At 59.4% G+C, this 22,333-nt stretch carries 19 protein-coding genes; 8 read left to right on the forward strand and 11 right to left on the reverse strand.

What is annotated here, in order from left to right:
• Both K1Y02_05910 and K1Y02_05915 read left to right on the forward strand, forming a co-directional pair.
• Positions 1–753 (forward strand): hypothetical protein (locus K1Y02_05910; GenBank protein ID MBX7255876.1); only part of this gene is annotated, 753 nt, incomplete at its 5' end.
• Positions 750–1,520, forward strand: coding sequence for a hypothetical protein (locus K1Y02_05915; GenBank protein ID MBX7255877.1), 771 nt, complete (start codon positions 750–752; stop codon positions 1,518–1,520). The genes K1Y02_05910 and K1Y02_05915, both read left to right, overlap by 4 nt.
• A gap of 5 nt (positions 1,521–1,525) precedes the next feature.
• Here the strand turns inward: K1Y02_05915 and K1Y02_05920 are convergent, their stop codons facing one another.
• Positions 1,526–1,819, reverse strand: coding sequence for a hypothetical protein (locus tag K1Y02_05920; GenBank protein ID MBX7255878.1), 294 nt, complete (start codon positions 1,817–1,819; stop codon positions 1,526–1,528).
• 125 nt (positions 1,820–1,944) lie between these two features.
• On the opposite strand from K1Y02_05920, the gene K1Y02_05925 reads away from it, so the two are divergent.
• Entirely contained in the window at positions 1,945–2,628 is a 684-nt protein-coding gene (locus tag K1Y02_05925) for a class I SAM-dependent methyltransferase (GenBank protein MBX7255879.1), read from the forward strand.
• On the opposite strand, the gene K1Y02_05930 is transcribed toward K1Y02_05925, so the two are convergent.
• The 8 genes from K1Y02_05930 to K1Y02_05965 all read right to left on the reverse strand — a co-directional run bounded on the left by K1Y02_05930 (position 2,615) and on the right by K1Y02_05965 (position 11,868).
• The gene (locus K1Y02_05930) at positions 2,615–3,178 is read right to left on the reverse strand and encodes a DUF309 domain-containing protein (protein MBX7255880.1); all 564 of its coding nucleotides are present in this window, start codon (positions 3,176–3,178) and stop codon (positions 2,615–2,617) included. The two genes, K1Y02_05925 and K1Y02_05930, sit on opposite strands and share 14 nt — an antisense overlap.
• Positions 3,175–4,347 carry a glycoside hydrolase gene (locus K1Y02_05935; protein ID MBX7255881.1) on the reverse strand — a complete coding sequence of 391 codons (1,173 nt, stop codon included), beginning with the start codon at positions 4,345–4,347 and terminating at the stop codon, positions 3,175–3,177. The genes K1Y02_05930 and K1Y02_05935 overlap by 4 nt, the downstream gene beginning before the upstream one ends.
• Positions 4,348–4,352: 5 nt before the next feature.
• The gene (locus tag K1Y02_05940; GenBank protein ID MBX7255882.1) at positions 4,353–5,726 is read right to left on the reverse strand and encodes a sigma-54 dependent transcriptional regulator; all 1,374 of its coding nucleotides are present in this window, start codon (positions 5,724–5,726) and stop codon (positions 4,353–4,355) included.
• Between the two features lie 2 nt (positions 5,727–5,728).
• Positions 5,729–7,120 (reverse strand): HAMP domain-containing protein, encoded by a 1,392-nt coding sequence (locus K1Y02_05945; protein MBX7255883.1) that lies wholly within the window; start codon positions 7,118–7,120, stop codon positions 5,729–5,731.
• 9 nt (positions 7,121–7,129) lie between these two features.
• A complete protein-coding gene (locus K1Y02_05950; protein ID MBX7255884.1) occupies positions 7,130–8,002 on the reverse strand; it encodes a uracil-DNA glycosylase in 873 nt (290 codons plus the stop codon).
• A 45-nt stretch (positions 8,003–8,047) separates the two neighbouring features.
• Complete coding sequence (locus K1Y02_05955) at positions 8,048–9,541, reverse strand: hypothetical protein (protein MBX7255885.1); 1,494 nt, start codon at positions 9,539–9,541, stop codon at positions 8,048–8,050.
• Positions 9,542–9,599: 58 nt separating this feature from the next.
• Positions 9,600–10,790 carry a DUF1080 domain-containing protein gene (locus K1Y02_05960; protein ID MBX7255886.1) on the reverse strand — a complete coding sequence of 397 codons (1,191 nt, stop codon included), beginning with the start codon at positions 10,788–10,790 and terminating at the stop codon, positions 9,600–9,602.
• Between the two features lie 520 nt (positions 10,791–11,310).
• Complete coding sequence (locus K1Y02_05965) at positions 11,311–11,868, reverse strand: SocA family protein (GenBank protein MBX7255887.1); 558 nt, start codon at positions 11,866–11,868, stop codon at positions 11,311–11,313.
• 207 nt (positions 11,869–12,075) lie between these two features.
• Here K1Y02_05965 and K1Y02_05970 point away from each other — a divergent pair, with 207 nt between their 5' ends.
• The 3 genes from K1Y02_05970 to K1Y02_05980 are packed head-to-tail and all read left to right on the forward strand — an operon-like array spanning position 12,076 to position 16,762.
• A complete protein-coding gene (locus K1Y02_05970; protein MBX7255888.1) occupies positions 12,076–13,359 on the forward strand; it encodes a DegT/DnrJ/EryC1/StrS family aminotransferase in 1,284 nt (427 codons plus the stop codon).
• Complete coding sequence (locus K1Y02_05975; GenBank protein ID MBX7255889.1) at positions 13,356–15,137, forward strand: 50S ribosome-binding GTPase; 1,782 nt, start codon at positions 13,356–13,358, stop codon at positions 15,135–15,137. Before K1Y02_05970 ends, K1Y02_05975 begins: the two co-directional genes overlap by 4 nt.
• Positions 15,122–16,762 carry a 50S ribosome-binding GTPase gene (locus K1Y02_05980; GenBank protein MBX7255890.1) on the forward strand — a complete coding sequence of 547 codons (1,641 nt, stop codon included), beginning with the start codon at positions 15,122–15,124 and terminating at the stop codon, positions 16,760–16,762. Before K1Y02_05975 ends, K1Y02_05980 begins: the two co-directional genes overlap by 16 nt.
• Before the next feature lie 70 nt (positions 16,763–16,832).
• Here the strand turns inward: K1Y02_05980 and K1Y02_05985 are convergent, their stop codons facing one another.
• Positions 16,833–17,825 carry a DUF4380 domain-containing protein gene (locus tag K1Y02_05985; GenBank protein MBX7255891.1) on the reverse strand — a complete coding sequence of 331 codons (993 nt, stop codon included), beginning with the start codon at positions 17,823–17,825 and terminating at the stop codon, positions 16,833–16,835.
• A gap of 575 nt (positions 17,826–18,400) precedes the next feature.
• Between K1Y02_05985 and K1Y02_05990 the strand changes: the two genes are divergently transcribed.
• A complete protein-coding gene (locus tag K1Y02_05990; protein ID MBX7255892.1) occupies positions 18,401–18,694 on the forward strand; it encodes a transposase in 294 nt (97 codons plus the stop codon).
• A 729-nt stretch (positions 18,695–19,423) separates the two neighbouring features.
• Positions 19,424–20,725, forward strand: a complete 1,302-nt coding sequence (locus K1Y02_05995) for an ADP-ribosylglycohydrolase family protein (GenBank protein ID MBX7255893.1) — start codon at positions 19,424–19,426, stop codon at positions 20,723–20,725.
• 7 nt (positions 20,726–20,732) lie between these two features.
• Here K1Y02_05995 and K1Y02_06000 read toward each other — a convergent pair whose 3' ends face one another.
• Positions 20,733–22,133, reverse strand: coding sequence for an MATE family efflux transporter (locus K1Y02_06000; GenBank protein MBX7255894.1), 1,401 nt, complete (start codon positions 22,131–22,133; stop codon positions 20,733–20,735).
• Positions 22,134–22,333: the final 200 nt, after the last annotated feature.

The following is a 22,333-nucleotide window of genomic DNA, read 5'->3' on the forward strand; positions in this document are numbered from 1 at the left end:
TTCGCGGGGTTGTACGCGCTGTCGATCGTGAGTGCCGCGCTACTGCCTTTGTTGAGCGGTGAGTTTGCGAATTGGAACGAGGCCTTGTACGACGGGACGTTCTCGCGTTTGGCGATTGGGAGCGTTGCCGCGCATGCGGCGGTGTATGCCGTACGCCGCGCCGATATCAGGGCATGGCTGGGTTTTGCGCTGTTTGGCGTCCATGCGTTTCTGTTCGAATCGTACCGGTTCGACCGGTATCCGTGGATCGACGACATGCTCGGCCTTACGAAGTTTCCGTTTGGAGCATTCAATCTCGCGGCCATCGCCATCCTGGGATCGGTGTTCGCCCAGTGGTTTCATAAGCACTCCGGCGACCCAGGCAAAGGCATGCGCGAACGAATCCTCCCCGTGGCGACGTGGAGTTTCATCGCCTCGTATTGCGTGGAATGGATTCAGTCCAGCGAACATCACGATGTCACGACGGCCTTGGCGCTGTTATCGGTCGGGTTGACAGGGTATCTGGTGATGGCGTCGTATGCGATGGGGACCTTGGGCATTGTGGTGCCTGCGCTGCGGGCGATCGGAAAGAACCTGCTTCTGGTGTTCATCGTCACAGCCGAGGTGATAGACAGATACCTGGAGGCTGTCGCCGATACGGCTATCGAAACGCATCCCTACGCAGCGCTGCTGGTCGTCGGTGTAGTGCCGGTGGTTGCCATAACGTACATGGCGCGATTTCTCGAAAAGCGCAACATTGTGGTGAGACTGTGAGTACCGGCGAAGACTCGATTCGAAGCTCCAGCGCGTGGAAACGGCGCGCACTGATCCTCATTGCCGTTGCCGCGGTGCTGGCGCTGTTCGAGCCGGTTCGGCAGCAGGGCCGGGCGATGGAAGCGCGCGTGGAGGATGGGCGGACCGTACTGAACGTGGCGCTGGTTTGGTGGGAGTATGCCAACACGCATAACGGTGCGCTACCACCGTTGGATCCCCGGCCCGGAGTGCTCCTGTTCGATGAGTCGAAGGTCCGCAAGGGCTATGCGCTGGGGCCTGTATTGAAGGGTAACCAAGAGAATCCCGGTGCCGCGGCGTTGTTCGGCGATTTGAATGGAAACTTCTCGTATACGCTCAAAGACCTGGCCGATGCCAAACGTTTTTTCTACCTCGGCTACGGCGTCACCAATGATGCGGAGGGCCTGAGTCTGATCGAGGCGTACCGGCGGCAGATAGAATCGGGCGGTGACTTTACAGCCGATTTGAGCGTCGAGAAAGGGCGCGGAACCCTGGGATCGGATTCGCTTCGGATGCTTCACTTCAATCTGCCGGGGATACTGGCCGCGGCTGGCTTGCCTTTAAGCGGCGCCGTTCCGCGAATCCCGGTGCTGATCGAACGTCCTACCGAAAAGGAGCCGCGCGGCGGCTGGGTCGTGTACTTGGATCGTCAGATGACGTGGATGCCGTATCCCGGACCTTTCCCGATGACAAAGCAGTTCATCGAAGGTCTCGAAGGACTGACTGATCTGCAGACGAAGAAGCCATAACGCAATCACGGGTTCCAGCGTTCGTGTTCCGTGACGTCGTATCCAAAGCCCGCCGCCATCAGGACATCCCGCCAGTCGATCTTGGCTTCGTCAATCCACTTCTTCAGCGTATCGAGCCGCCCCTCGGAGAGCTTCATCACCGCAAACCGGAGACGTTCCGATTTCACAGGATCGGTGTCTTGCGTGAAGGGCAGATTCTCCGCGCATTCCGTTTCAAGTAAACGCGCGGCCTGTTCGCGAAGGGCGGGCACAAACACGCGGCTCAAACGATCAAGGGTCTTCTCGCTCAAGGGAACCATGTTCGGGACCCTCCAGGTTGGCAACGGGCGGCCAGTCCAGCTTTCCTGATACACTTGCACGTGTCGCCCGTTTCGTCAATGGGCAACCACGGCCGTGCCGCACGGTCTACGGAGGGAAAAGAAGTATGCCTCTCCTCTCGCCGGTTCGACGCATGCTGAAGCGCATCCATCCTGAGGGAATTCCGTGGCCGGCAACGCTGCTCTACAACGCCGTGAGCCGTTCGTCGGTGTTCCAACAGCACTATGTCTTCGTTGCTCAGGACATCGCCGCGCACATCCAGGAAGGACGTGTGCTCGACGTCGGCACGGGACCCGGCTGGTTGTTGCTGGCGATCCGCGCGCAGTCTCGCGACCTGGAATTGGTAGGGATAGACATATCTCCGGCTATGGTGCATCAGGCGCACGAGAACATCGGCGCAGCGGGATTGGCCAATCATATCGAGGTGCGCGAGGGCGGCGCGGCGAACATCCCGTTTCCGGAATCCTCTTTCGATCTCGTAGTCAGCACGGGATCGCTGCATCACTGGACTGACGCCGAGGGTGGGTTGAACGAGATTTACCGCGTGCTGAAGCCGGGTGGAACGGCCCTGATCTATGACGTGGTAACGAACACGCCAAAAGCAGCGATGACTGAAGCCGCAAAGCAATTCGGACGCCTGAAGGTCCTCTTATTCTGGCTGCACGGTTTCGAGGAGCCGTTTATGTCGTCCCACGCGTTGGAGACGTTGGCGAAAGAGACGCGCTTTGGCGAAGGAGTCACGCGGTTCGCGGGCGTGCTTTGCTGCCTGAAACTACTCAAGCCTGCCTGACGTTGATGCGCGGATAGGTGTCGCTTTTCGGAGCGCTTGCGGACTCATCGATCCACATCGGTCCAAAGCAATGCTCGATTCCGGATGCAAGGGAAGCGATGTCAATTCCGTTTGCGATGCCGCGAGTCAACGCTTCGGTTTCGGCGAGCAGCGAATTCAACAGTTCGTAGGCGTCGCGGCTATGGCGGCGAGCCCCGCGCACGGAGCCCATGTGCAGTTTCAGTACCGCGGCGGCCGTCTTGATCAGTGCTTGAAGCAGGCGGCCTTCCAGCGAATCCCTGCCCGATTGTTGCCAGAGATGTTCCCATGCCTCGTGCGCCTCCCAGAGGTATCCCTGGTGGTACAGGTCTACTCCGAACAACAGGGTGTCGCGCACCAAAAGTCCCGCATGGGGCGGCGCGAGGTTGGAGTGTCCGTCGGGGTGACGCGTGGGATGCGGGCTGATTCCGGGAACATGCCGGTACGTTGGCCACGGGGCGCCCGGACAGTACCGTGGCGCATCGGCCCACACGGGGCGCGGCTCGGTCACGATGCGAACTCTCGCGCTCACTGGTCTCCGAGTTTCACGGGAGGAGTTGCGCCCGTACTCAAGGCAAGCCCCTTTTGCGAGAAGCGCGCAAACGTAATGGTCTCGTACGGGTTCTTCTCGCCGCACTCGTAGAAACAAGCGATGGAACCGTCTTTCAACGAGGCCAAATCCGAGTAGGCCGCCGGGCCGCCGTGCAGGACCCATGCGATCGGCCACGTCATGCCCGAGTCGTAGCTGAGACGCACGGTCATTCGTTCCCGCTTTGTGCTCGCGGGATTGGAGAAGATGAGGGCATCTTTAGAACCGCCCTGTTTGAGTTGGACGCGAAGTATGCTGGCTTGGCAAACCGGTTCCACCAAGGCCGGAGCCACTTGTACGGGAGTCCATGAAAGCCCGCCGTCATTGCTGAACGAAACGCGGCGCCGGTTATCTCCAAAGTAACTGCGCATGTTGAGACAGACTCGGCCATCCGCGAGTTCGACAGCGATGCACTCGTTGACTTTCGGGCCCGCGATGCCGCCCAGTTGCCATGTGTGTCCGCCGTCCTTGCTCAAGATGGCATGTGAAAACATGTGATCAACTTCTGGCCCGACGCGATTGTCGCAGGGGACGAGCAGCGTGCCGTCGCGCAGTTGAATCGAATGCCCTGGCCCCGTTGCATACCAAAGAAACTCCGGTTTGCTGACTTGGCTCGTAATCTCGACAGGGGTCGACCACGTCGCGCCGTCGTCCTGGCTCCGCATGACCCACACGCTAATCGGGGGACCTTCCTTGCGCAAGATAGCGTCTTCGCTGGTGGCGCCGTCCTTCTTTGTGAACGGCAGAATGATGTCGCCCGTTCTTTGGTCGACCACGGGAGCGGGATTTTGGCAGGCGTTTGTCTGGTCGTTGACCAAGACCTGCATCGGAAGCCACGTGTTTCCGCCGTCGGTACTGCGCTTCAACACGAGATCGATGTTGCCGTTGTCGCTGCTGCCTTTAACCCGGCCTTCGCAAAAGGCGAGCAGCGTTCCCTGCTTTGTCACCACCAACGCGGGGATGCGATAGCTTGCGTAGCCGCCCTTTCCGCTTACATAGAGAGCGGCCTGGTGGATATCCGCGGCGGGCTGAGCGGAATCGTCTTTGCGTGTTGCGCAACCGCTTGCGGCGAGCAGGCCGAGCATTGCCGCCACGACGATGAATCGATGCATGAACCTTACTCCTCGACTTCAGCTTTGCGATCAATCTCGTGTTTCTTTAGGCGATATTGCAGTGTCTTGTACGAAAGCCCCAACAGTTCCGCGGCATCTTTGATCGATCCGCCCGAACGGGCAAGGGCTTGTCGAATGAAATCCTGCTCCAGATCCTCGAGGATGATGCCGCCCGCGGGAAGCACGAAGGCTCCCGTCTCGGGCTGGCGGTGCCGCAGTTTTTCCGGCAGATCGTCCACGTGCACGGTGTCACGGTCGCACAGGATAAAAACCTGCTCCAGCGTATTCTCCAATTCGCGAATGTTCCCCGGCCACCGGTAGCGGCGCATAGCGTCCAGCGCGTCAGGTCCGACCGAAGGGCAGGTTTTCCCGATGCGCGCCCCGATCTTCTCGCGGAAATGGCGGATCAACAGCGGCAGATCCTGCATGCGGTCGCGCAAGGGAGGAAGCGGCACGGTCATGACGTCGAGGCGGAAATAGAGGTCTTCGCGGAAATCGCCGGATTCCACGTGCTTCTTAAGATCGCGATTTGTCGCGGCGATGACGCGCACATCCACCTTGCGCTGTGTGCTGGAACCGACGCGCTCCACGACGCCGTCTTGGAGGACGCGCAGCAGTTTTGCCTGGCTCTCGAGACGCATGTCGCCGATTTCGTCCAGAAAGAGCGTGCCGCCGTTGGCCGTTTCGAACTTGCCCTGGCGGCTTGTATCGGCGCCCGTGAATGCACCCTTTTCGTGGCCAAACAATTCGCTCTCCACCAAGGTATCGGGAATGGCGGCGCAATTGACTACGGCAAAGGGCTTCGATTTACGCGGCCCGGCGAAGTGGATGTGGCGCGCGACAAGTTCCTTGCCCGTGCCCGACTCCCCGAGTATCAAGACCGTCGTATTCAACGGGACCACGCGATGCACCACATTGAAGACGCGCTGCATCGCGGGACTTTCGCCGATAATGTTGCCCATTGATGCGGCGCCTGCGACGAGTTCACGCAGTTGCGTGTTTTCGCGGCGCAAATTGCTGCGCTCCAGCGTGCGTTCGATGACGACAAGCAGTTCATCCTTGTCGAAGGGTTTGGCCAGGTAGTCGCTTGCGCCTTCCTTCATCGCGGTGACGGCGGTCTTCACGGTGGCATACGCCGTCATCACGACCACGTCGATGTCGGGACGAATCCGTTTCGCCTGGCGGAGCAATTCGACGCCGTCCATTTCCGGCATGCGCAGATCCGTCAGGAGCACGTTGTAGGTTTCGTCGCGAAGCGATGCCAAGGCCTCCTTGGCCGATGCGACGCCCATCACGGCGTAACCGGACACCGTGAGGATGTCCACGAGAATGTGGCGTTGGGTCTCGTCGTCTTCTGCGATAAGAATGCGGGACTTCATAATTAGGTTGCCTTTGGTACCGTTAGGGGAGTGTGCGACTGAAGCGGGAGCGATATCAACGCCTGGCACCCTTGCCCGGGCGTACACGAAAGCTCGATAGACCCCCCATGTTCCTCAATGATGCCGCGCGTAATGGACAGCCCCAGCCCGGTTCCGGTCGGCTTCGTTGTGTAATACGGGTCGAATACGCGTTCGGCGACTTCTTTCGTAAGACCGGGGCCGTCGTCGCGGATTTCGATTTGGCAATGCGTTTCCGTGACGCGCGAGAACAATCGAACGCGCCCGTCACGCGGGCACACTTCGAGTGCGTTAATCAAAACGTTGAGTACCGCGCGCGTGCATTGTTTCGGATCGACCTGCAGACGAGTGTCGCCCGCGCGCAATTCGGAACTTAAGCGGACGCCGCGGGCTTCCGCATCCTGGCGCACCAAGCGCAGGCAATCCTCCAGCAACGCGTCGATGCGAATCTCTTCGGGCTGCAACTCGCGCTCCTTCGCGAGGGCCAGAAACCCGCCGACGATTTCGTCGAGCCTGTCGACTTCGCTGCGAATGGTCTGGACGTGTTTGACGGCAGGGGCGCTGTCCGGGTCGCCGTTCAGCGTGTCCAATACGTGGCTGGAAAGGAGCTTGATGGCGTTGAGCGGATTGCGCACATCGTGCGCGATGCCGGCCGCAAGCGATCCCAGCGCCGAGAGACGCTGTGCTTGCCGCAGGTTGGCCTCGACCACTTCTTTTTCCTGCAATGCCGAGACCATGCGGTTAAACGTCAGTTCGAGATTGCGGATCTCGCCGGAGACGTTCTTGGCTTCGACGGGAACGAAGTTGCCTTCACTGATTTGGGCGCACGAGTCGGACAATTCGCGCAGCGGGCGTAGCGTGCGCGCGATGAACACAACCATCAGCACGATGGTTACCAGAAAGCCGGTAGTGAAGGCGAGTATGTATCGGTTCTTGAATGCGCGGACAATTTCCGTCTGCGGAGTGATGTGAAACTGGGCCGTGATTATCACCGGCTTCCCGCCCGGGTAGTCGATCTGGTAGGCCGTGACCAAGTAGCCCCCCTCCACGAACTGAGAGACAACATTCTTCATTTGCGTGTTGTCATCGACCTGTTTTATGTCGACAGTCACGTCCCCGTACTTTTGGAGCGGGCCTTTCAGTTTCTCGGGATCGGGACTTTGCTCGGGGTTCTCGTTCATCCACAACTTCACATCGCCTGCCATCGCGAGCGTCTGGGCCTCCATATCGGAGATGACCTGATGGATGTAATGGACCGTTACCAACGAGACGGAACCGAACAAGCATAGGACCAGAATCACGCAGAGCGCGATCACGCGCACGATCAGCGAGTTGTACCATCGAACGGGAGGATATGTCGCGTTTGGGGCACGCATGGCCCCAGTTTACCAAAGTTCGCCGGTTTCTTGCGGCGCGCGGTCTTCGACGGGTTCGGGGCGCGAGGCGGGGGCGGTGGGCCGTGGAGGTTCGACCTCGCCTTTTAGCAGCTTCATGACTTCCTGGATGTCGTCCCACGTCTTGCGTTTGTCGGCGGGGTTGCGCAAGAGATACGCGGGGTGATATGTCACGCGCAGAGGGATGCCGTGATACAGATGCCACTTTCCGCGGAGCTTGCCGGTGGAGTCTTCGGTCTTGAGCAAGGTTTGCGCGGCGTGCCGGCCCAGGGCGCAAATGGCTTTCGGCCGCAACAACTCCAGTTGCCGAATCAGGTAGGGTTCGCACTTCTCCTTTTCGTCGGGAAGGGGATCGCGGTTGTCGGGCGGACGGCACTTGATCACGTTGCAGATATACACGTCCTCGCGGCGTATCTTCATACCCTTGACGATGATGTCGGTGAGCAGTTGACCTGCCGCTCCGACGAAGGGGATACCGCGCCGGTCTTCTTCCGCGCCGGGTGCTTCGCCGACAAACACCAATTCGGCATTCGGATTGCCATCGCTGAAGACCGCCTGCTTGCGGCCCGCGCACAGTCCGCATTTCGTGCATTGACTGACCACCGCCGCCAGTTCTTCCAGTGTCGTAATCGTCGACGGATCGATGACGGGCGTCGAGCCGGGGATCAATCCGACCTGTGGCCGGGTTTCGACGGATTGCTCCTCCGAGACCCATAGATCGTCTTCGACCGGCTCGGGTTGCCCGATGGATTCGAGGAGGGCCTTGACCTCCGGCGAAAGCGCAATGGTCCCTTTGCGTGGATGGGCCGCGCGCCGTACGAGTTCGGTTGCCAACGGGATCAACTCGGAATAGGGATCAGTCATGATGGCGGAAACCCTGTGAGGAGAGGATTCTGAACGGCTTCGGCATCATTTCCGGGCGCACTCCGCGCGCAGCCACGCCAGCGCCAGCGGATGCGACTCCCACGCATATCCGATACTTGCATGGAAACGGTCCGCCTCAAAATCGAGTTCCTCGTCTTCGGGCGTTTCGGGGTCCGGCGCATCGTCGTCCGTGTAATACAACTCGGCGAATGGATTGCGCTCGCGGGCCAGCTTAAGCGTATCGCGCGCGCCGCCGATGTCTCCGGCGAGATACCGCTCCAGAATACGCCCCCAGAGCAGTTCATCGTATTCGCGTTGGTCGTCTGGCAAGTACGAAGAGAGCACTTTGCGCGCCAGATCCAGTTCACGGGCGATCAGACACGATTGCAGAAGCTTCACACGCGTGTGCTGGAGATCCTTGGGGTCGTTTTGCAGGGCGTGGTCGATGCATTGTGACGCGCCCTCGGTGTCGCCCACTTCCAGGAGACTCACCAGCAGGATGACCGAGGCGCGCAAATATGGCAGCACAAAGATACCAGCCAGTTCATCGTCCTTGTCTGTCGCGTACGGCGTCGTCCCGAGTCGTCGCTCCGCGAGCGCAAACGCCTCGCGCAGCTTGGGAATTCGCACGTTGACGTCTTCTTCCATTGAGGCCATGACGAGGAGGGCGTCGCTGTTTTCGGGATCGATGTTCAGCGCATCCTGCGCCAGATTGGCGGCTTCGTCGGGATCTTCCGTGGCAAACGCGGCCGTACCCAGCATCTGTGCCATTTCGGCGGGACGTTTTGCCATAACGTCGGCGGCGCGCGCGGTCAGCAGGTCGATGGACATGGTTTCGAACTGCGCCAGAACCGCCTCCAGTTCCTCGCCTTTCAGATTCTTCTTCGCATCTTCCCGGATGTAGTACAAGAGACGAAACGCCGTTTCCTCCGTGAAGCTCGACATTTCTTCCGGGATCTCGTCGTCATCGAACTCGTCGTCGAGATCGCCATGAATCGCTTCATTTGCTTCGTCGACGTCGAAGTACTCTGGGTCCCAATCGCCAAAATACTCCAGGGTGTCCTGGTTCTCTTGCGACTCGGGATTGGCCAAGGCTTCCACTAAATTCAAATAGCCGCAGACACCGCCGCAGTCTTCAGGCGGGCAGGCCCGTTCGCCAGCAACGCACATGGGGTATTCCAGTTCATCGTCATAGGGGACGCGCTTTTCCACATTGACAGTGTGTACCCACGAGTCGCCGAAATCGTACGTGTACTTTGCCGAAGCCTTGGTACCTTCAAAGACATCGTTCAGGGTGTATTCCGATTCGTCCAGCCACTCGGTATCGAGTTCGTCATTCATGGGGCCATACGACTTCTTGGCGATCTCGAATTCATGGAGATGCCCGTTTTCCCAGCCCATGGCGTCCTGAATAAGGAAATGGAGATCGGCGAGCGATGCATTTCCCGGCAGCAGCACGCGTCTCCAAATAGGCGGCTTGATGTCATCCAGGGTGATCTTTATCTGAAACACTTCGGGGCCGGACTGCTCACTCTTCATTCTTTTCTCTTCCTCGTAATCGCTCGTATGTATCGGATCTGGGCGCGAGATAAAAAGCCTACTCCTTCACATACAGGTCTTTCCACGCGATTCCGTCCACACCGCCTGTGTGAAGCTGAAGCGCGAAGGCGCCCTCCGTGAGGTTGGGTGCGGGATCGGTCCAGTCGACGACGGGAATGCCATTGATCCATGTTTGAATATGGCTGCCCTCGGACTTGATCTCGATTTCATTCCAATCGGTAGGCTTTAACGCGAACGCCGCCGGGCTCTTCATGTCGGGCTCGACGAGCCAGCCGCGCTTGTAGCTCTCGTAGATCCACCCGCTGGGGCTGGCATTGCCTTGGTTGGGGTCGGCGGGGGCCACTTCGCCCTGCACGCCGGAGATCACGGGGTATTGCTTCTCGTCGTACTTGATGGTCGAGTGATAGAACAAGCCAAAGTTGCCCTCGCCTGCCATCTTGAACGTGCCGCGTACGTGGAAGTCTTTCCAGGTATCCTTCGTCGCGAGGTAACCTTCGGATTTCTTCTCGCCGCTGCGGCCCCAGATGACACCGTCCTCGACGGACCACTTCTCCTGGCCCCATTCGACCCAGCCATCGAGGTCCTTGCCATTGAACAGCGGACGCCACGTTCCGAGACGGCCAAGGTCCTTTACTTTGACGTTGCGAAACTTCATTTCGGAGGGTTGTCCATCCTGACGTTCACGGACCACGAAGGCAACGTGGCCTTTGACATACGGGGTCGTCGGGCCGCTGACTCCTCGGCTGCCTTTATGTGCCAACGTCACCGTCACTTTGCTCTCTTGTGCCGAGATGCCCAGCGTGGCCCATGATCCGGGTTCCGGTTTGAATGCCGTCGAGAAACCACTAATCGAGGTAGTTGTGGACCCTTCGGCATGCTGCACGGAAGCCCCGCAGCCCTGAATATCGCGGGGTGCGGCGGCGATAGCGGCACCTTCCGGAAGCGGCAGCTTGGGCAGCGCGTGGCCTCGAAGATAGACACTTGCGAGGAATGGCGCCTCCGCCTGGACGTCCAGCTCCAGTTCCGCATCGGCGTATTCGCGGTCGCCAATGATAATGGCCTCTTCGCCGGGTTTGGCGCGGCCGGTAAGGACTCCGTCCTTGACAGACCAGTCGCCGCTGATGACTTTCCAGCCGGCAAGGTCAGCACCAGGCGTGATGTCTTGGAATTCTTGAGCGCCAGCCGAAATGGCGGCGAATACCGCGAAAAGCGCGATTATCTGTTTCATGATGTGACTCGATCCCCCTCTGGTTCGTTGGGCGCGAAATTGGTGTACGTGCAGTCCTACACCAAACACGCGTCATTGTGCAAGAATACCAACGGGCATTGTGCCGTGATACGTCAGAAAAGTCCTTGATTCTTAAGAAGATTGCGGTATCCATTCGGCAAATGGATTGAAACGAATGCACCTTCTCGTATCCGCCTTAGGACATGTGTGGGAACTGGCGTCACCGGTCTTATCTTCCCTTCGGATGCATCATGAAGAAGATTGACGGCTGAGTCTATCATTGCGTGCCGATAGGAAATGCATGATCTTTGCTCCAGCTCGCAATAATCCGCGCGTTCGACAACGCAGCACTGTTCCTTATTCGATTCCCAGTGGCTGAAATTCACGATGAGGAGTCTATCCGGGTCTTGGAAGGGGTCGGATACGACGACGCATAAATGAGCGGCAACTCTGGGGTATGGCTTACTCCAGTACGCGAACCCCGCATCAATAACAGTGGGTTGCGTCATTCGGAGGTTGGCTAACCGCGCGAAAGCGACGCGAAGTACTTATCCTCGTCGCGATTCCGTTCAATTTCCCGAAGGTCTGCTGTTCGCCCCACAGCTTCCACGATATCGGAAAGCGGGATCGGATTGGATTGCCTCAAAGACAGTTTGCCGGGCTTGTTCTTGATGTACTCGGCAAATTCATGCGTTAGATCGCGCAACTTCCATTGATCCCAATCTCTGTATCGGTTGAAAACCTCCGTCAATTTAGCCGCTTCATACTGCGATAGAAGGTCATCGCCCGGATCGGAAATCAACTCTACGTCTTTGTCCTTCGTAGAGATATGAACCGTCCATTCGTCGGGACATGCGACTTTTCTGACACAGTTCGTGATATCGCTGAGAATCGGCCCATCCTTCAATGCAAACGGCGCATCTCCGCTAATGGGAAACCCATGCTCTTTGATGCTTTCCCGGTCTGCGATATACATCAACTTGATTAACTTAAGGTATGGCATCTTCTTGCCCTCTGCCAAGGAGAGCAAGAGTGCGGCCTCTTGAGTGGCTTTCCTGCGATTGAATACGAATGACACCTGTGCATCCTCCTCTAGGAGTATACCACAAGAAACGGTCGGATTACTGAATAGATTATCCGTGTTTCCAAAGGCTCAATACCTTAAGAACCCAAGGGCTGGGTCACGACACCGCCGCGCACGGGAGGCGCGGGCCTGAAAGGACGGACACTTCCCTGATATAGTGGTGCAAAATCGACGCGTTCTGGGTATGGGGGAGTCAACGATATGACCGCAGGAAATTACGATCCGTTCAGTCCGATGAGAACGTTTGTGCAGACCGCCCAAGCGGCGCTGCCGGAACTCGACACCTGGAAGCAGATCACGGACGAAGAGGTTGAGCTGGTCGCGGACATGACGCGCCGTAACGAGTTGTCCGGGGGTACGCCGGTGGTGCGGGCGTTCGAGGCGCGATGGCGGCAATGGATTGGCACGCGCTACTCCATCACCGTGATGAACGGAACATCCGCGTTGTACAGCGCGTACTTCGGGTTGGGCGTCGGTCCGGGGGATGAGGTCATCTGCCCCGTGAACACGTGGATCTGCACGATTGCACCGGCGGTGCTGCTGGGGGCCAGGCCCGTGTTCTGCGATATCGACCCCGAGACCCTGCTGATGGACCCCACCGATTTGGAGCGCAAGATTTCCGATAAGACGGCGTGCATCGTGCCCGTACACCTGTGGGGCAACGTGTGCGAGATGGACGCGATCATGGCAATTGCGAAAAAATGCGGCGTCCGCGTGGTCGAAGACTGTTCCCACGCGCACGGGGCCAAGTATAAGGGGCGCATGTGTGGGGCCATCGGCGATGCGGGATGCTGGAGCCTGCAGGGGTCGAAATCCGTCAGTGCGGGCGAAGGCGGCGTGATGACGACCGACGACACCGACCTATTCGAGCGGGCCTGTCTGCTGGGGCAGGTCAACCGCATCGAGGGCGTCGATCTGGTCACGACCCGGTACGAAGAGCATCAACCGCTGGGCTTGGGCATGAAATTCCGGGCGCATCCGCTGGGCGTCGGCATTGCCAATGTGCAGCTCGACAAGCTCGACGCGCTAAACGCTCGGCGGCGGGCGTACATCGAAGATGTGGAGGCCGGGCTTGAGGATATTCCCGGGCTGCGCCCCATCCATGTGCCGGAAGGCGCGGAGCGCGGTGGATACTACGGCTTCCCCGCGATCCACGAACCCGAAGCCATGGGCGGCGTATCCACAGCGGATTTCATCGCTGCGCTGAAACAAGTGGGCGTCAACGCGACGGCCACGCCCTACGTGAATCTGCACACGCTGCCCATTTTCGCGAAAGGATTCGACGTGTTCACTCGCAACCGCGGGCCGCTTTGCCCAAGCGAAGGATATGCCGGTTATGCGTCCGGGGACTTCCCGGGCGCCGAGCTTGCGGCAAAGCGAACCGTGTTTCTGCCTCGGTTGAGCAATCCCACGCCGGGGGCCGCGCAAGCGATACTGGATGCATTGTGCCGGACGGCGGAGAAGCTGATTGAGGGGGCCCGGTGAGTCCTGTCAGCTCCACAACACCGTTGGGTGAATCGCTGGCCGGTTTTGAATCGGCCATGCGCCGGTTTCAGAACGTCCTCAAGCCTGACGACCGGTTGTATGGGGCCGTATTCGACGGGACCGAAGACTGGACGAACCTGCTTGCATACAAGCTGGTGCCGCACCTTGCCGAAGAGAGTTGTCTCATCGTTGCGATCACCGGCGGCACAAACACGGGGAAGTCGACGGTCTTCAACCTGCTTCTTGGCCGGGCTGTGAGTCCGGTGATGGCGACCGCCGCCGCGACAGCGCGGCCCCTCATCGCCGCGAACGACCGCCGGGCGAAGGAATGCCTTGAGGGAAAGTTTGTGCCGGAGTTCGCGCCGCGTCCGCTGGAGCAGGCCGAAGCCGTGATTGGACGCGAGGCACCTGCCAACACGCTCTACGTCGCGCGCGAAGAGTCGTTGCCGGACCGGCTTGCCCTGTTCGACACGCCCGACGTGGACTCGATCGAGCGCGAGCATTGGGAAGTGGCAGACAATATTCGCGCGGCGGGCGACGTGCTCGTGGCCGTACTGACGGGTGAGAAGTACAAGGATGACCGGGTGGTGAGCTATTTTCGGCACGCCATCGCGTCGGGCCGCGTCGTTGTGCCGGTGATGAACAAGGCGAACCCCGCGCGAGACATGGAAGTGGCGCGAAAGCAGTTGGCGGAGTTTGTGGAACTGGTGGGGTGCGACACGCCGGTCTTTGCGATCCCGCACGACTTCAATGCTTCCGAAAAACTCGACCAACCCATTCGTGCGTTGGACCGCGATGAAACGCTGCTTGCGTATCTGTTGTCCCTGGACGTGCCGGCCATCAAACGACGGGTCTATCAAGGCACCGTTGCTCACTTAACAGAACGTGCAGGCGCGTTTCTCGAACACGCCACGGGCGTCGGGCTTGTGTTGCGATCCGCGATGAACGAATTCGACGCGCGCGCAATGGCGGCCGCGGCCAAGTACGATCCCGCTCCGGGGTCGGCGGTTGGCGGCATGTTCCATGAGTATGTTCAGCGCAAACGCGGTCTGCTGTTTCGTTGGATCGGGTCGGGAAGCAAGCTGGTGGTGCAAGGGGCGAGTGCCGTAGGGCGCACCATCACCGGGGCGTTTCGGAAGCGCGCACAGCTTGAAGCCAACGCGGCAAAACAGACCGATGCCGAGTTGCATGCGACCCACGCCAAGAACATCGATCGCATTGCGCGCGAGTTGCTGGCAGAGTCCATAGCCTTCTCGCGGAATCTGCGTGAACCCGCCGCGCACCTGGTGGAGGCACCGCTGGAGGACACGGATGTGGAGTCGGCGGCGCAAAACGTGATTGAGAATACGCTGTCTTCGGAGAACGTGTCGGAAGAGTTTCGCCGGCACGCTTATCGGACGCTGGACGCATGGTGGAGCGATCACAAGGGGAAGCGGCGCGTGCTTGAGGCGCTCGATGGCATTCTTGCCGTGACGCCCGCGGCGATTGCCGCGCCGATATCGTTGCACACGGGCGGTGTGGGCGTGGCAGAGACGATGATTGTCGTGGGGCCGGTGGTAGAACAATTCATGGCGCGCGTAATCGAGTATCAGTTTGGCGATGCCCTGTTCGATTTTCTTTCGCCGTGGCGCAAGGAGCAGCAAGACGCGCTGTACCGCGCCTTGCGCGCACACCTGTTGTCACCGGGTCTGGATGAATTGAAGCACTATTTGGACGCGCTTGAGGGAGAGCCGATGCGCGAACTGCGGAGTTGGCACGAACGATGTCGGACAGCTTAGGCGGGATACTGGCGCGGTTGGAGGAAATCGCCGCGTACGACGGGCCCTGGAAGCCATTGCGCGACGAAGCGCCGCTATTGCGGGCGCGATTGCAGGAGCTGCGCGAGCGCGAAACGCGATTGGACGATCTGCTTGTAGTCGCGTTGGTCGGCGGATCGGGCGTAGGGAAATCGACGCTGCTGAATGCCTTGGCGGGCGACCAACTCGCGGCAACGTCGGAGTTTCGTCCGTGCACATCCGTGCCGACGGTATATCACCCGCCTGGAGCCGTGCTGGGGATGAAAGACTGGAACCGGGTGTCGGGTTCCGCGCTGGAGAACTTGGTCATTATCGATACGCCCGATTCGGACACCGTCGAACATGCGCACCGCGAGAAGGTCGTGGAGGCGTTGCGAGAAGCGGACGTGATTCTCATCTGCGGAAGTCCGGAGAAGTATCTCGACGAGGCAACGTGGTCATTGCTGCGGCCGCTGCAAGGCGAACGCACCATGGTGTGCGTGGAGACGAAGGCCGATCTGTCGACGGAGGATGTGCGCGAACACTGGACAGCGCGATTGCGCGAGCAGGGGTTCGAGGTGTCCGGGTACTTTCGCATCAGCGCGCGCCGGTCGTTGGATCGCAAACTGACGGGACACGCGCCCCACGGAGACGAGTTCGATTTCGCGCGGTTGGAGGCCTTTCTCCGAACGGAATTGTCGAGCGAGCGGGCGCGGCGCATCAAACGCTCGAATGCGCTCGGTCTACTGACAAAGACGCAGCAACGCTTGACAGAGAATGTTGTTGTGCGGAGACCCGAGTTGGAGTCGCTTCAAACGAAGATCGGGGAGACCGACAAGGCGATTGCGCGCGAGACGTGTACGATTATCGGGCGCAGGCTGTTCGCGGAACCGCACCTCTGGAACTATGCGTTGGGCCGCGAAGTGGCGTTGCGCGCAAAAGGCATCGTGGGCACGTTGTACCGCATTCTGGAAGCGGCGCGCTCGTTTCCCGCGCGGCTGGCGCAACGGTTCTCGTGGGGTGGTGCAGCGTCGGCGGGGCGGCAGGCCGCGGCCATGCTGAACGAAGATGGCGTGTTCGCGGAAGACATCACGGTTGCGACCGACGCGATTCGCGACGTGTATGCGCAGCGCCGCAGCGAGCTCGCGCTGGATTGGGTGCGCGCGGGGTTCGAGCCGTCCGACGCTGAAGCGGGCTTCACGGAGTTCCATCACGCGGTACAACAGCGTCTCGGCTTCCTGTTGCGAGGTCCTGCCCGCGATCGTGTTGTGTCCCGCGCGAAATGGTTGACGTGTTGGCCATTGGCCCTGTTGGTCGACGCGCCTCCGGTCGCGTTTGTGGGGTACGCGGGATATCGCATCGTCTCCGACTATTTCATGGGCGTCGTGTTGACGAGCGACTACTTCTTGCATAGCGGCGCGGTGTTGGCGATTTTGCTTGCTGTAGAGTTGCTACTCATTTCGTTGATTTCGCGCATGTGCGCGTGGTCGGCGCGACGGCGCGCCGCGAGCGATCTGCGCGCCGCGATACTCTCGGGCAACCTCGCGTTTCTTCACGAGCGCGCGGTGCTGACAGTGGCATCATCCAGAGTGCGCGACCTCGAAGAAGTGCAGAGCGCTTCGGTATAGGTATCAATCGGTCGCTAAACGGAAAACGCCCCCGAGTTCGGGGGCGTTGCGTTTGTAAGAGCGACTGAAGTTACTTGCCTGCGGGCGATTTGGTCTTGGCGACGAGCGGCAACAGGTTCTTGTCGATGTCCGCATCGGACTTGCCGATGTCAGCCTTGAACAAATACCAATTCTCAACGTGCTCGGCCGAGCCTCCTTCGGATGCCAGTTTCGCTGTAGCCCCGAGGGATTCAATCTCAAGCATGTCTTCGTTCGTGAACGTTTCGGTGTTGCATCCGCCGTCCGGATAAATCGCGCCTTCTTTGTACGCGAAGCGCTTCACAAAGACGTCGCCGTTCAACGTATAGGCTGCCCAGCCCGGCGTGTTCTTGAAACCGACCTTCTGCGGCTTCGTATTCTTGGGATCCTGCTGAAGCTGGATGTATTTCGTGCTCCATGTCCAACGCGGGTCGGCCATGTCCGTGTAGTGCCACAACACGAGTGGACGCGCCGGCAGCAAGTAATCGGTGTGCGCGCGGAATTCCTCGTGCGGATAGATTGCGCGGCCGTTCTGCGCCATGACCGACAGCGCCCACGGGGCCAGTTCAACGTCCCAGAGATTCCGGTTCACGGCGCGATGAAGGACCGTCACGAGGTTCTCCTTCGGGTCGACCGTGATCTCCATTTGCTTCTGAATGCCCGTCGAGGCCTCGACATCTTGCGTGAGACGCAAGGTCGTTCCGTTCCACTCATACATTACAGGGGAGTTGTCGGGCGAGTACGTGCGAGGAATGGCTTCGGGCGCGTGCCAGAAGCGATGACCGCCATAGATGCGCCAGTCGTCGCCGCCGGTCTTGCCCTGCATCTCTTTGTATTCACGGAACAGATTTTGACCGCCGACAAATCCAAGGCGCACGACGCGCGGCCCGACATCCGTCGTCACGACGACCTCGATTTGTCCGTTGCTCAACACGATGCAGTTCGGCCAGCCGCCGAATTCTTTCTTCTCCATGGTCACCTCCGCGTGCGCCGCGAATACCGGCGCGAACAGTACAAACGCCACGACAAGGCTGAGACGCTGCATGTGGCACCTCCGCTTTGTTTTCCGGTTTGGGAACCCGACTCCCGCGCAGCACTGTAGCAAAAGACGGGGGTGTGTGGCGAGAATTGGCGAGGACAAGTGGACAAAGGGAAACGTGCTGGATTGGCAAGCACGCTTGTGGCTGCGGCAATCACTGGCGCCCTTACAGGGCGCACGCTTAGGGGACGTGGTTACCCGGGCTTGTGTATGCCGTGCCTGCGGCGCAATGAGCGAGCCGCATGTGGGTGCGGGCTGCGTCTTTGATTGGGTAACGTTGTGCTAACGGAACTGAGAGTGACCGGCGCTTGGGTTCTGAATTGCGTCATGAGTTGGGAAACTGCGTGCCTAAAGCGCCCTAGATTTGTAGTAAGTATGAAATCGGATAAGGCAATTGGGCAAACGTAAACAGAGGGAAATCACTGTTCTGCTTAACTCCTACAATTGATTTCTTGAGCGCCGTAGGTGCGTAATACCAGAGCCTGGGGTGCGGCATGGCGGGCCGCCATGGCGTACCCCAGGAATAATTGCCGACAAGAAGTGCGCCCTGTAGGGGCGCGAGTAGTTCGGAAGGAGGCGCGGTGTCGCAATCGTTGGCACGAATCATTCTTCATGTGGTGTGGAGCACGAAACATCGGAGGCCGGTTATCTCGGATATTGTAGCCCCTTCGTTGTATTCATACATCGGGGGGATTCTGCGCGAATGCGATTCGTCGCTGGTCGCCGCCGGGGGGATGTTTGATTACGTTCACCTTCTGTGCGAGTGCTCGAAGAACCATGGGGCTTCGAAGATCGTTAAGGAAGTGAAGGTTGGCTCATCAATTTGGATAAAGACACAAAATGCGGTGCCGGGCGATTTTTGTTGGCAGGCGTGATACGCCGCGTTTTCGGTTAGTCCGTCGAATATCAAGCGCGTTGCGGAGTATATCGGGTCGCAGCGCATGCACCATGCGAAATTGTCGTTTCAGGCTGAATTGCGGGCGCTGTTGAAGCGGCATGCGGTGACGTTTGACGAGCGGCACGTGTGGGATTGAGGGCGGAAAGCTACTCGCGCCCTTACAGGGCGCACGCTTAGGGGGCGTGGTTACCTGGGGTTCCGGTTCGCGTCTGCCGACGCAAACCTCCACCCCTGGCTGGAGTATTTCGCGCTTGCAGCGCTCTGGAGTATCGAATCAAATCATCGTTGTGTACCGGTGGTTGAGTCTCTTTGGGTTGCGGCTATGCCACCCCAGGCTGGAGTATTTCGCGCTTGCAGCGCTCTGGAGTATCGAATCAAATCATCGTTGTGTATCGGTGGTTGAGTCTCTTTGGGTTGCGGCTATGCCACCCCGGGCTGGAGTATGCCGTGGAAGAACGAATTGGGCAGGCGCGTGAGTTGCGAAATAGGATGGGACATGCCATGCCTGCGGCAATAGAGACAGATCGCGCCTAAGACGGCATAAGTATTCGCTCATAAGAATTCCCTGAGGCAAAGAGCAGGCAATATGTCGTTCGGTGCGTCTTGCTGCGATAGCCTTAAGCGATTTCTCCTTAGAATTCGCATTGCGCGCGCGACCGTGTATGCTATGCGCCGAATTGCGAATCCCCTTTACTGGAGCTACACGATGCCGTATTTCACCGAACTGTCCGCGTTGTTTGAAGAGGTTTCGAACTGGGCCGATTTACGGCATGAGCAGAAGGCGAAGATTGCGCCGATTCTTGCCAGGTTGCAGAAGACCCTTGCCGATTCCAAGCGCGACTTGGAGCGAGCGAATCCTGCCTCGGAAGTATCCAAACGAGAACCTAACAAACTCGTCGAGATTCAGGCTGTGCGCCCCAAAGGGCCGCGACGCATCGGAAACGCGATGCCCAAGGATCGCATTCAATCGCGCATGCGCGGCGCGTGGCTGGGACGTGCGGCGGGGTGTACGTTGGGTGCGCCGGTCGAGTCGTGGACGCCGGACGCGATGGAAGATCTGGCGCGCGTCGGGAAACAAGCGTTTCCGCCAACCGACTACTGGGCCGTTCATCCGAACCCGAGCCGTGTCCACTATAACGAATGCACATTTCGCGAGTATCTCAAGGGCAACCTCCGGGCAGTTCCGGTCGACGACGATCTGGCCTACACGCTGCTTGGCTTGTTGATCCTGGAACGGTTTGGGCCGAAGTTCACCACGAAGGACGTGGGCGCGGCCTGGCTCGATCATGTGCCCATGGCATACACCGCGGAAGAAGTGGCATTGAACAATCTCAAACGCGGCGTGCCCGCGGCCAAAGCTGCCGAAATCGGGAATCCCTATCAGGAGTGGATTGGCGCGGACATCCGCAGCGATCCGTGGGGCTATGCCGCGCCGGGCTGGCCGGAACGCGCGGCGGAATACGCCTACCGCGACGCGTATTTGTCGCACCGCTACAACGGCATCTACGGCGAGATGTTCTTTTCCGCCGCGATAGCCGCCGCTTTTGTCGTGGATTCGCCGATGGAAGCGCTGCGTATCGGACTGACGGAGATCCCGAAAGAGTGCCGTCTTGCCGACGACCTTCGCTGGGCCTTCAAGCGCGCGCCGCGCATTCGCGATTGGCGCGAAGCGCGCAAGGTCGTTGATGAGCGCTTCAAGGGCATGCACCACGTTCACACGAATAACAATGCGTGCCTGACCGTGTTTGGATTGCAGCTTGGGGGCGGTGACTTCACGAAGACCATCGGCGGGATTGTCGCGATGGGACTCGACAACGATTGCACGGGGGCGACGGCGGGGTCGATCTTTGGCGCGGTGTACGGTATCGAACGCATCCCGGAGCACTGGTGGAAACCGTTCGGAAATGGCGTGCGCAGTTATCTGAAGGGACACAAGAAGTTCACGACAAGCGATGTGGTGAAACGGTTCCTCGCTGTGGCGCGGCGCACGTGGGAAGACGCGACGTAGCTTCTGCTCAGCCGGATTTCGCCGGGTTCAACTCCAGCGGAGTAGTGCGCCACTTCGTATGCTCGAATGCGTAGAACGTGAGAACGAACCGGCTCACGTGGCTTACCAGTATCGCGGCCCAGATTACGTTCGTGCTCAAAAGTCCCAGCGATTTGAAGACCTGGCAGATCGTGAGCAGGATGACGATCTGGGTCACGATGGCGATCCACATTGGCTTCTTCGTTTCGCCCGCGCCAATGAGCCCACCGGTCAACGCGAGGGCCGTGGCAAGAAACAAGCCCGATACCGCCAGAAAGCGCAGCAGCGTGACCCCGTACAGCATGACGTGTTCGTCTTTTGCATTGAAGATTCCCAACAAGGCTTGCGGCACGGTCACCGCTACAATTCCCCACACGACGGCCCACACGAGCCCCATCGCCGTGGCGATATGAACGCCGCGCTTGCCTCGGGCGGGCTTGCCGGCGCCGATGTTTTGCCCCATGAGCGAAGAAGAGGCGCCGCGCAGCCCCAGGGCGGCCCACGTCAGGAAAGAAAACAACTGCGCGTAGCAGATGGTGTAGGCCGCTTGGGCCGCTGAACTGAATTCGAGCGAGCCAATGTAGCGGTATACGAAAATGCCGCCGATGTTCAGCGCCACCGCGTGAATGCCCGACGGCACGCCAATCCGCGCCACGACCTTGAGCACGGAGAAATCGGGGATCAAGGTCCATTTGGGCGGCGGCTGCAGAATCATCTTCCGGCGGAGGATCAGGGTGATCGTGATAATGATGGCGGGAATCGGGGCGAAGCACGTGCCAAGCGCGGCGCCCGTAGTGCCCATGGGCTTGAAGATGCCCAGTCCGGTGATGAAGACGGAGCTGAGCAGGATGTTCACAGCCGTTGTCAGGATGGACAACATCAGCGGGATTTTTGCTTCGCCGGAAGACTGCATGGCCGTGCTCAACAAGAAGACGGCCGAGAGCGGAAGACCGCACGCGAAGAGGGTTCGCAGGTAAGGTATCGCGTAGAGTTGTACATCGGGCTTGGCGTTGACGTGCGCAAGAACCACGGGCGACAACAGGTACCCGATCGGCGCGATGACGAAAATCACGAGGTAGAGTGTCGCGAGAAACACGTCATGCATGACGCGGCTCATTTCCTCGCGCGCCTTTTTGCCGGCGGACTGCGAGATAAGCACGCCCATACCGTGAAACAAGGACGCGAGCGACACCACGACAACCAGGAAGATAACCCACGACACGCCGATAGCGGCGTTTGCGGCCACGTCTTGGACATAGTGGCCCACCAACACCTGATCGACCAGCCCGCGCAGGCCGTTGATGATATTCATCGTGACAATCGGCCACGAGAGTTTCCATACCGAGCGCAGGATGCTGCCGGAGACTAGATCGTCGTCAAAAGCTTTCATTCGTGCCGTGCAGTTGCCGAGTAATGGCAGAAGACATGCGCCGAAACCGCATTTCGTCGCAGATTCCTGCCTCCTTGTAAGAGGCAGACTATATCACGGAGCGGGTGCGGCGGACGATTTCCCCTGTTATCGATGGGAGGGAGGACGAACTCAGGTACTCACTGGAATTGCCCTATCCGTCATTCCCGCGCAAGCGGGAA

This window comes from Candidatus Hydrogenedentota bacterium (assembly GCA_019695095.1).
Lineage (GTDB): Bacteria > Hydrogenedentota > Hydrogenedentia > Hydrogenedentales > SLHB01 > JAIBAQ01.

What these genes read in the sequence shown, in the direction of transcription:
- K1Y02_05980 (MBX7255890.1), top strand. Translation starts at nt 15,122, where the DNA reads ATGTCGGACAGCTTAGGCGGGATACTGGCGCGGTTGGAGGAAATCGCC.
- K1Y02_05940 (MBX7255882.1), bottom strand. Translation starts at nt 5,726, where the DNA reads ATGAAGTCCCGCATTCTTATCGCAGAAGACGACGAGACCCAACGCCAC.
- K1Y02_06000 (MBX7255894.1), bottom strand. Translation starts at nt 22,133, where the DNA reads ATGAAAGCTTTTGACGACGATCTAGTCTCCGGCAGCATCCTGCGCTCG.
- K1Y02_05985 (MBX7255891.1), bottom strand. Translation starts at nt 17,825, where the DNA reads ATGCAGCGTCTCAGCCTTGTCGTGGCGTTTGTACTGTTCGCGCCGGTA.
- K1Y02_05920 (MBX7255878.1), bottom strand. Translation starts at nt 1,819, where the DNA reads ATGGTTCCCTTGAGCGAGAAGACCCTTGATCGTTTGAGCCGCGTGTTT.
- K1Y02_05970 (MBX7255888.1), top strand. Translation starts at nt 12,076, where the DNA reads ATGACCGCAGGAAATTACGATCCGTTCAGTCCGATGAGAACGTTTGTG.
- K1Y02_05960 (MBX7255886.1), bottom strand. Translation starts at nt 10,790, where the DNA reads ATGAAACAGATAATCGCGCTTTTCGCGGTATTCGCCGCCATTTCGGCT.
- K1Y02_05950 (MBX7255884.1), bottom strand. Translation starts at nt 8,002, where the DNA reads ATGACTGATCCCTATTCCGAGTTGATCCCGTTGGCAACCGAACTCGTA.
- K1Y02_05995 (MBX7255893.1), top strand. Translation starts at nt 19,424, where the DNA reads ATGCCGTATTTCACCGAACTGTCCGCGTTGTTTGAAGAGGTTTCGAAC.
- K1Y02_05955 (MBX7255885.1), bottom strand. Translation starts at nt 9,541, where the DNA reads ATGAAGAGTGAGCAGTCCGGCCCCGAAGTGTTTCAGATAAAGATCACC.
- K1Y02_05935 (MBX7255881.1), bottom strand. Translation starts at nt 4,347, where the DNA reads ATGCATCGATTCATCGTCGTGGCGGCAATGCTCGGCCTGCTCGCCGCA.
- K1Y02_05925 (MBX7255879.1), top strand. Translation starts at nt 1,945, where the DNA reads ATGCCTCTCCTCTCGCCGGTTCGACGCATGCTGAAGCGCATCCATCCT.
- K1Y02_05945 (MBX7255883.1), bottom strand. Translation starts at nt 7,120, where the DNA reads ATGCGTGCCCCAAACGCGACATATCCTCCCGTTCGATGGTACAACTCG.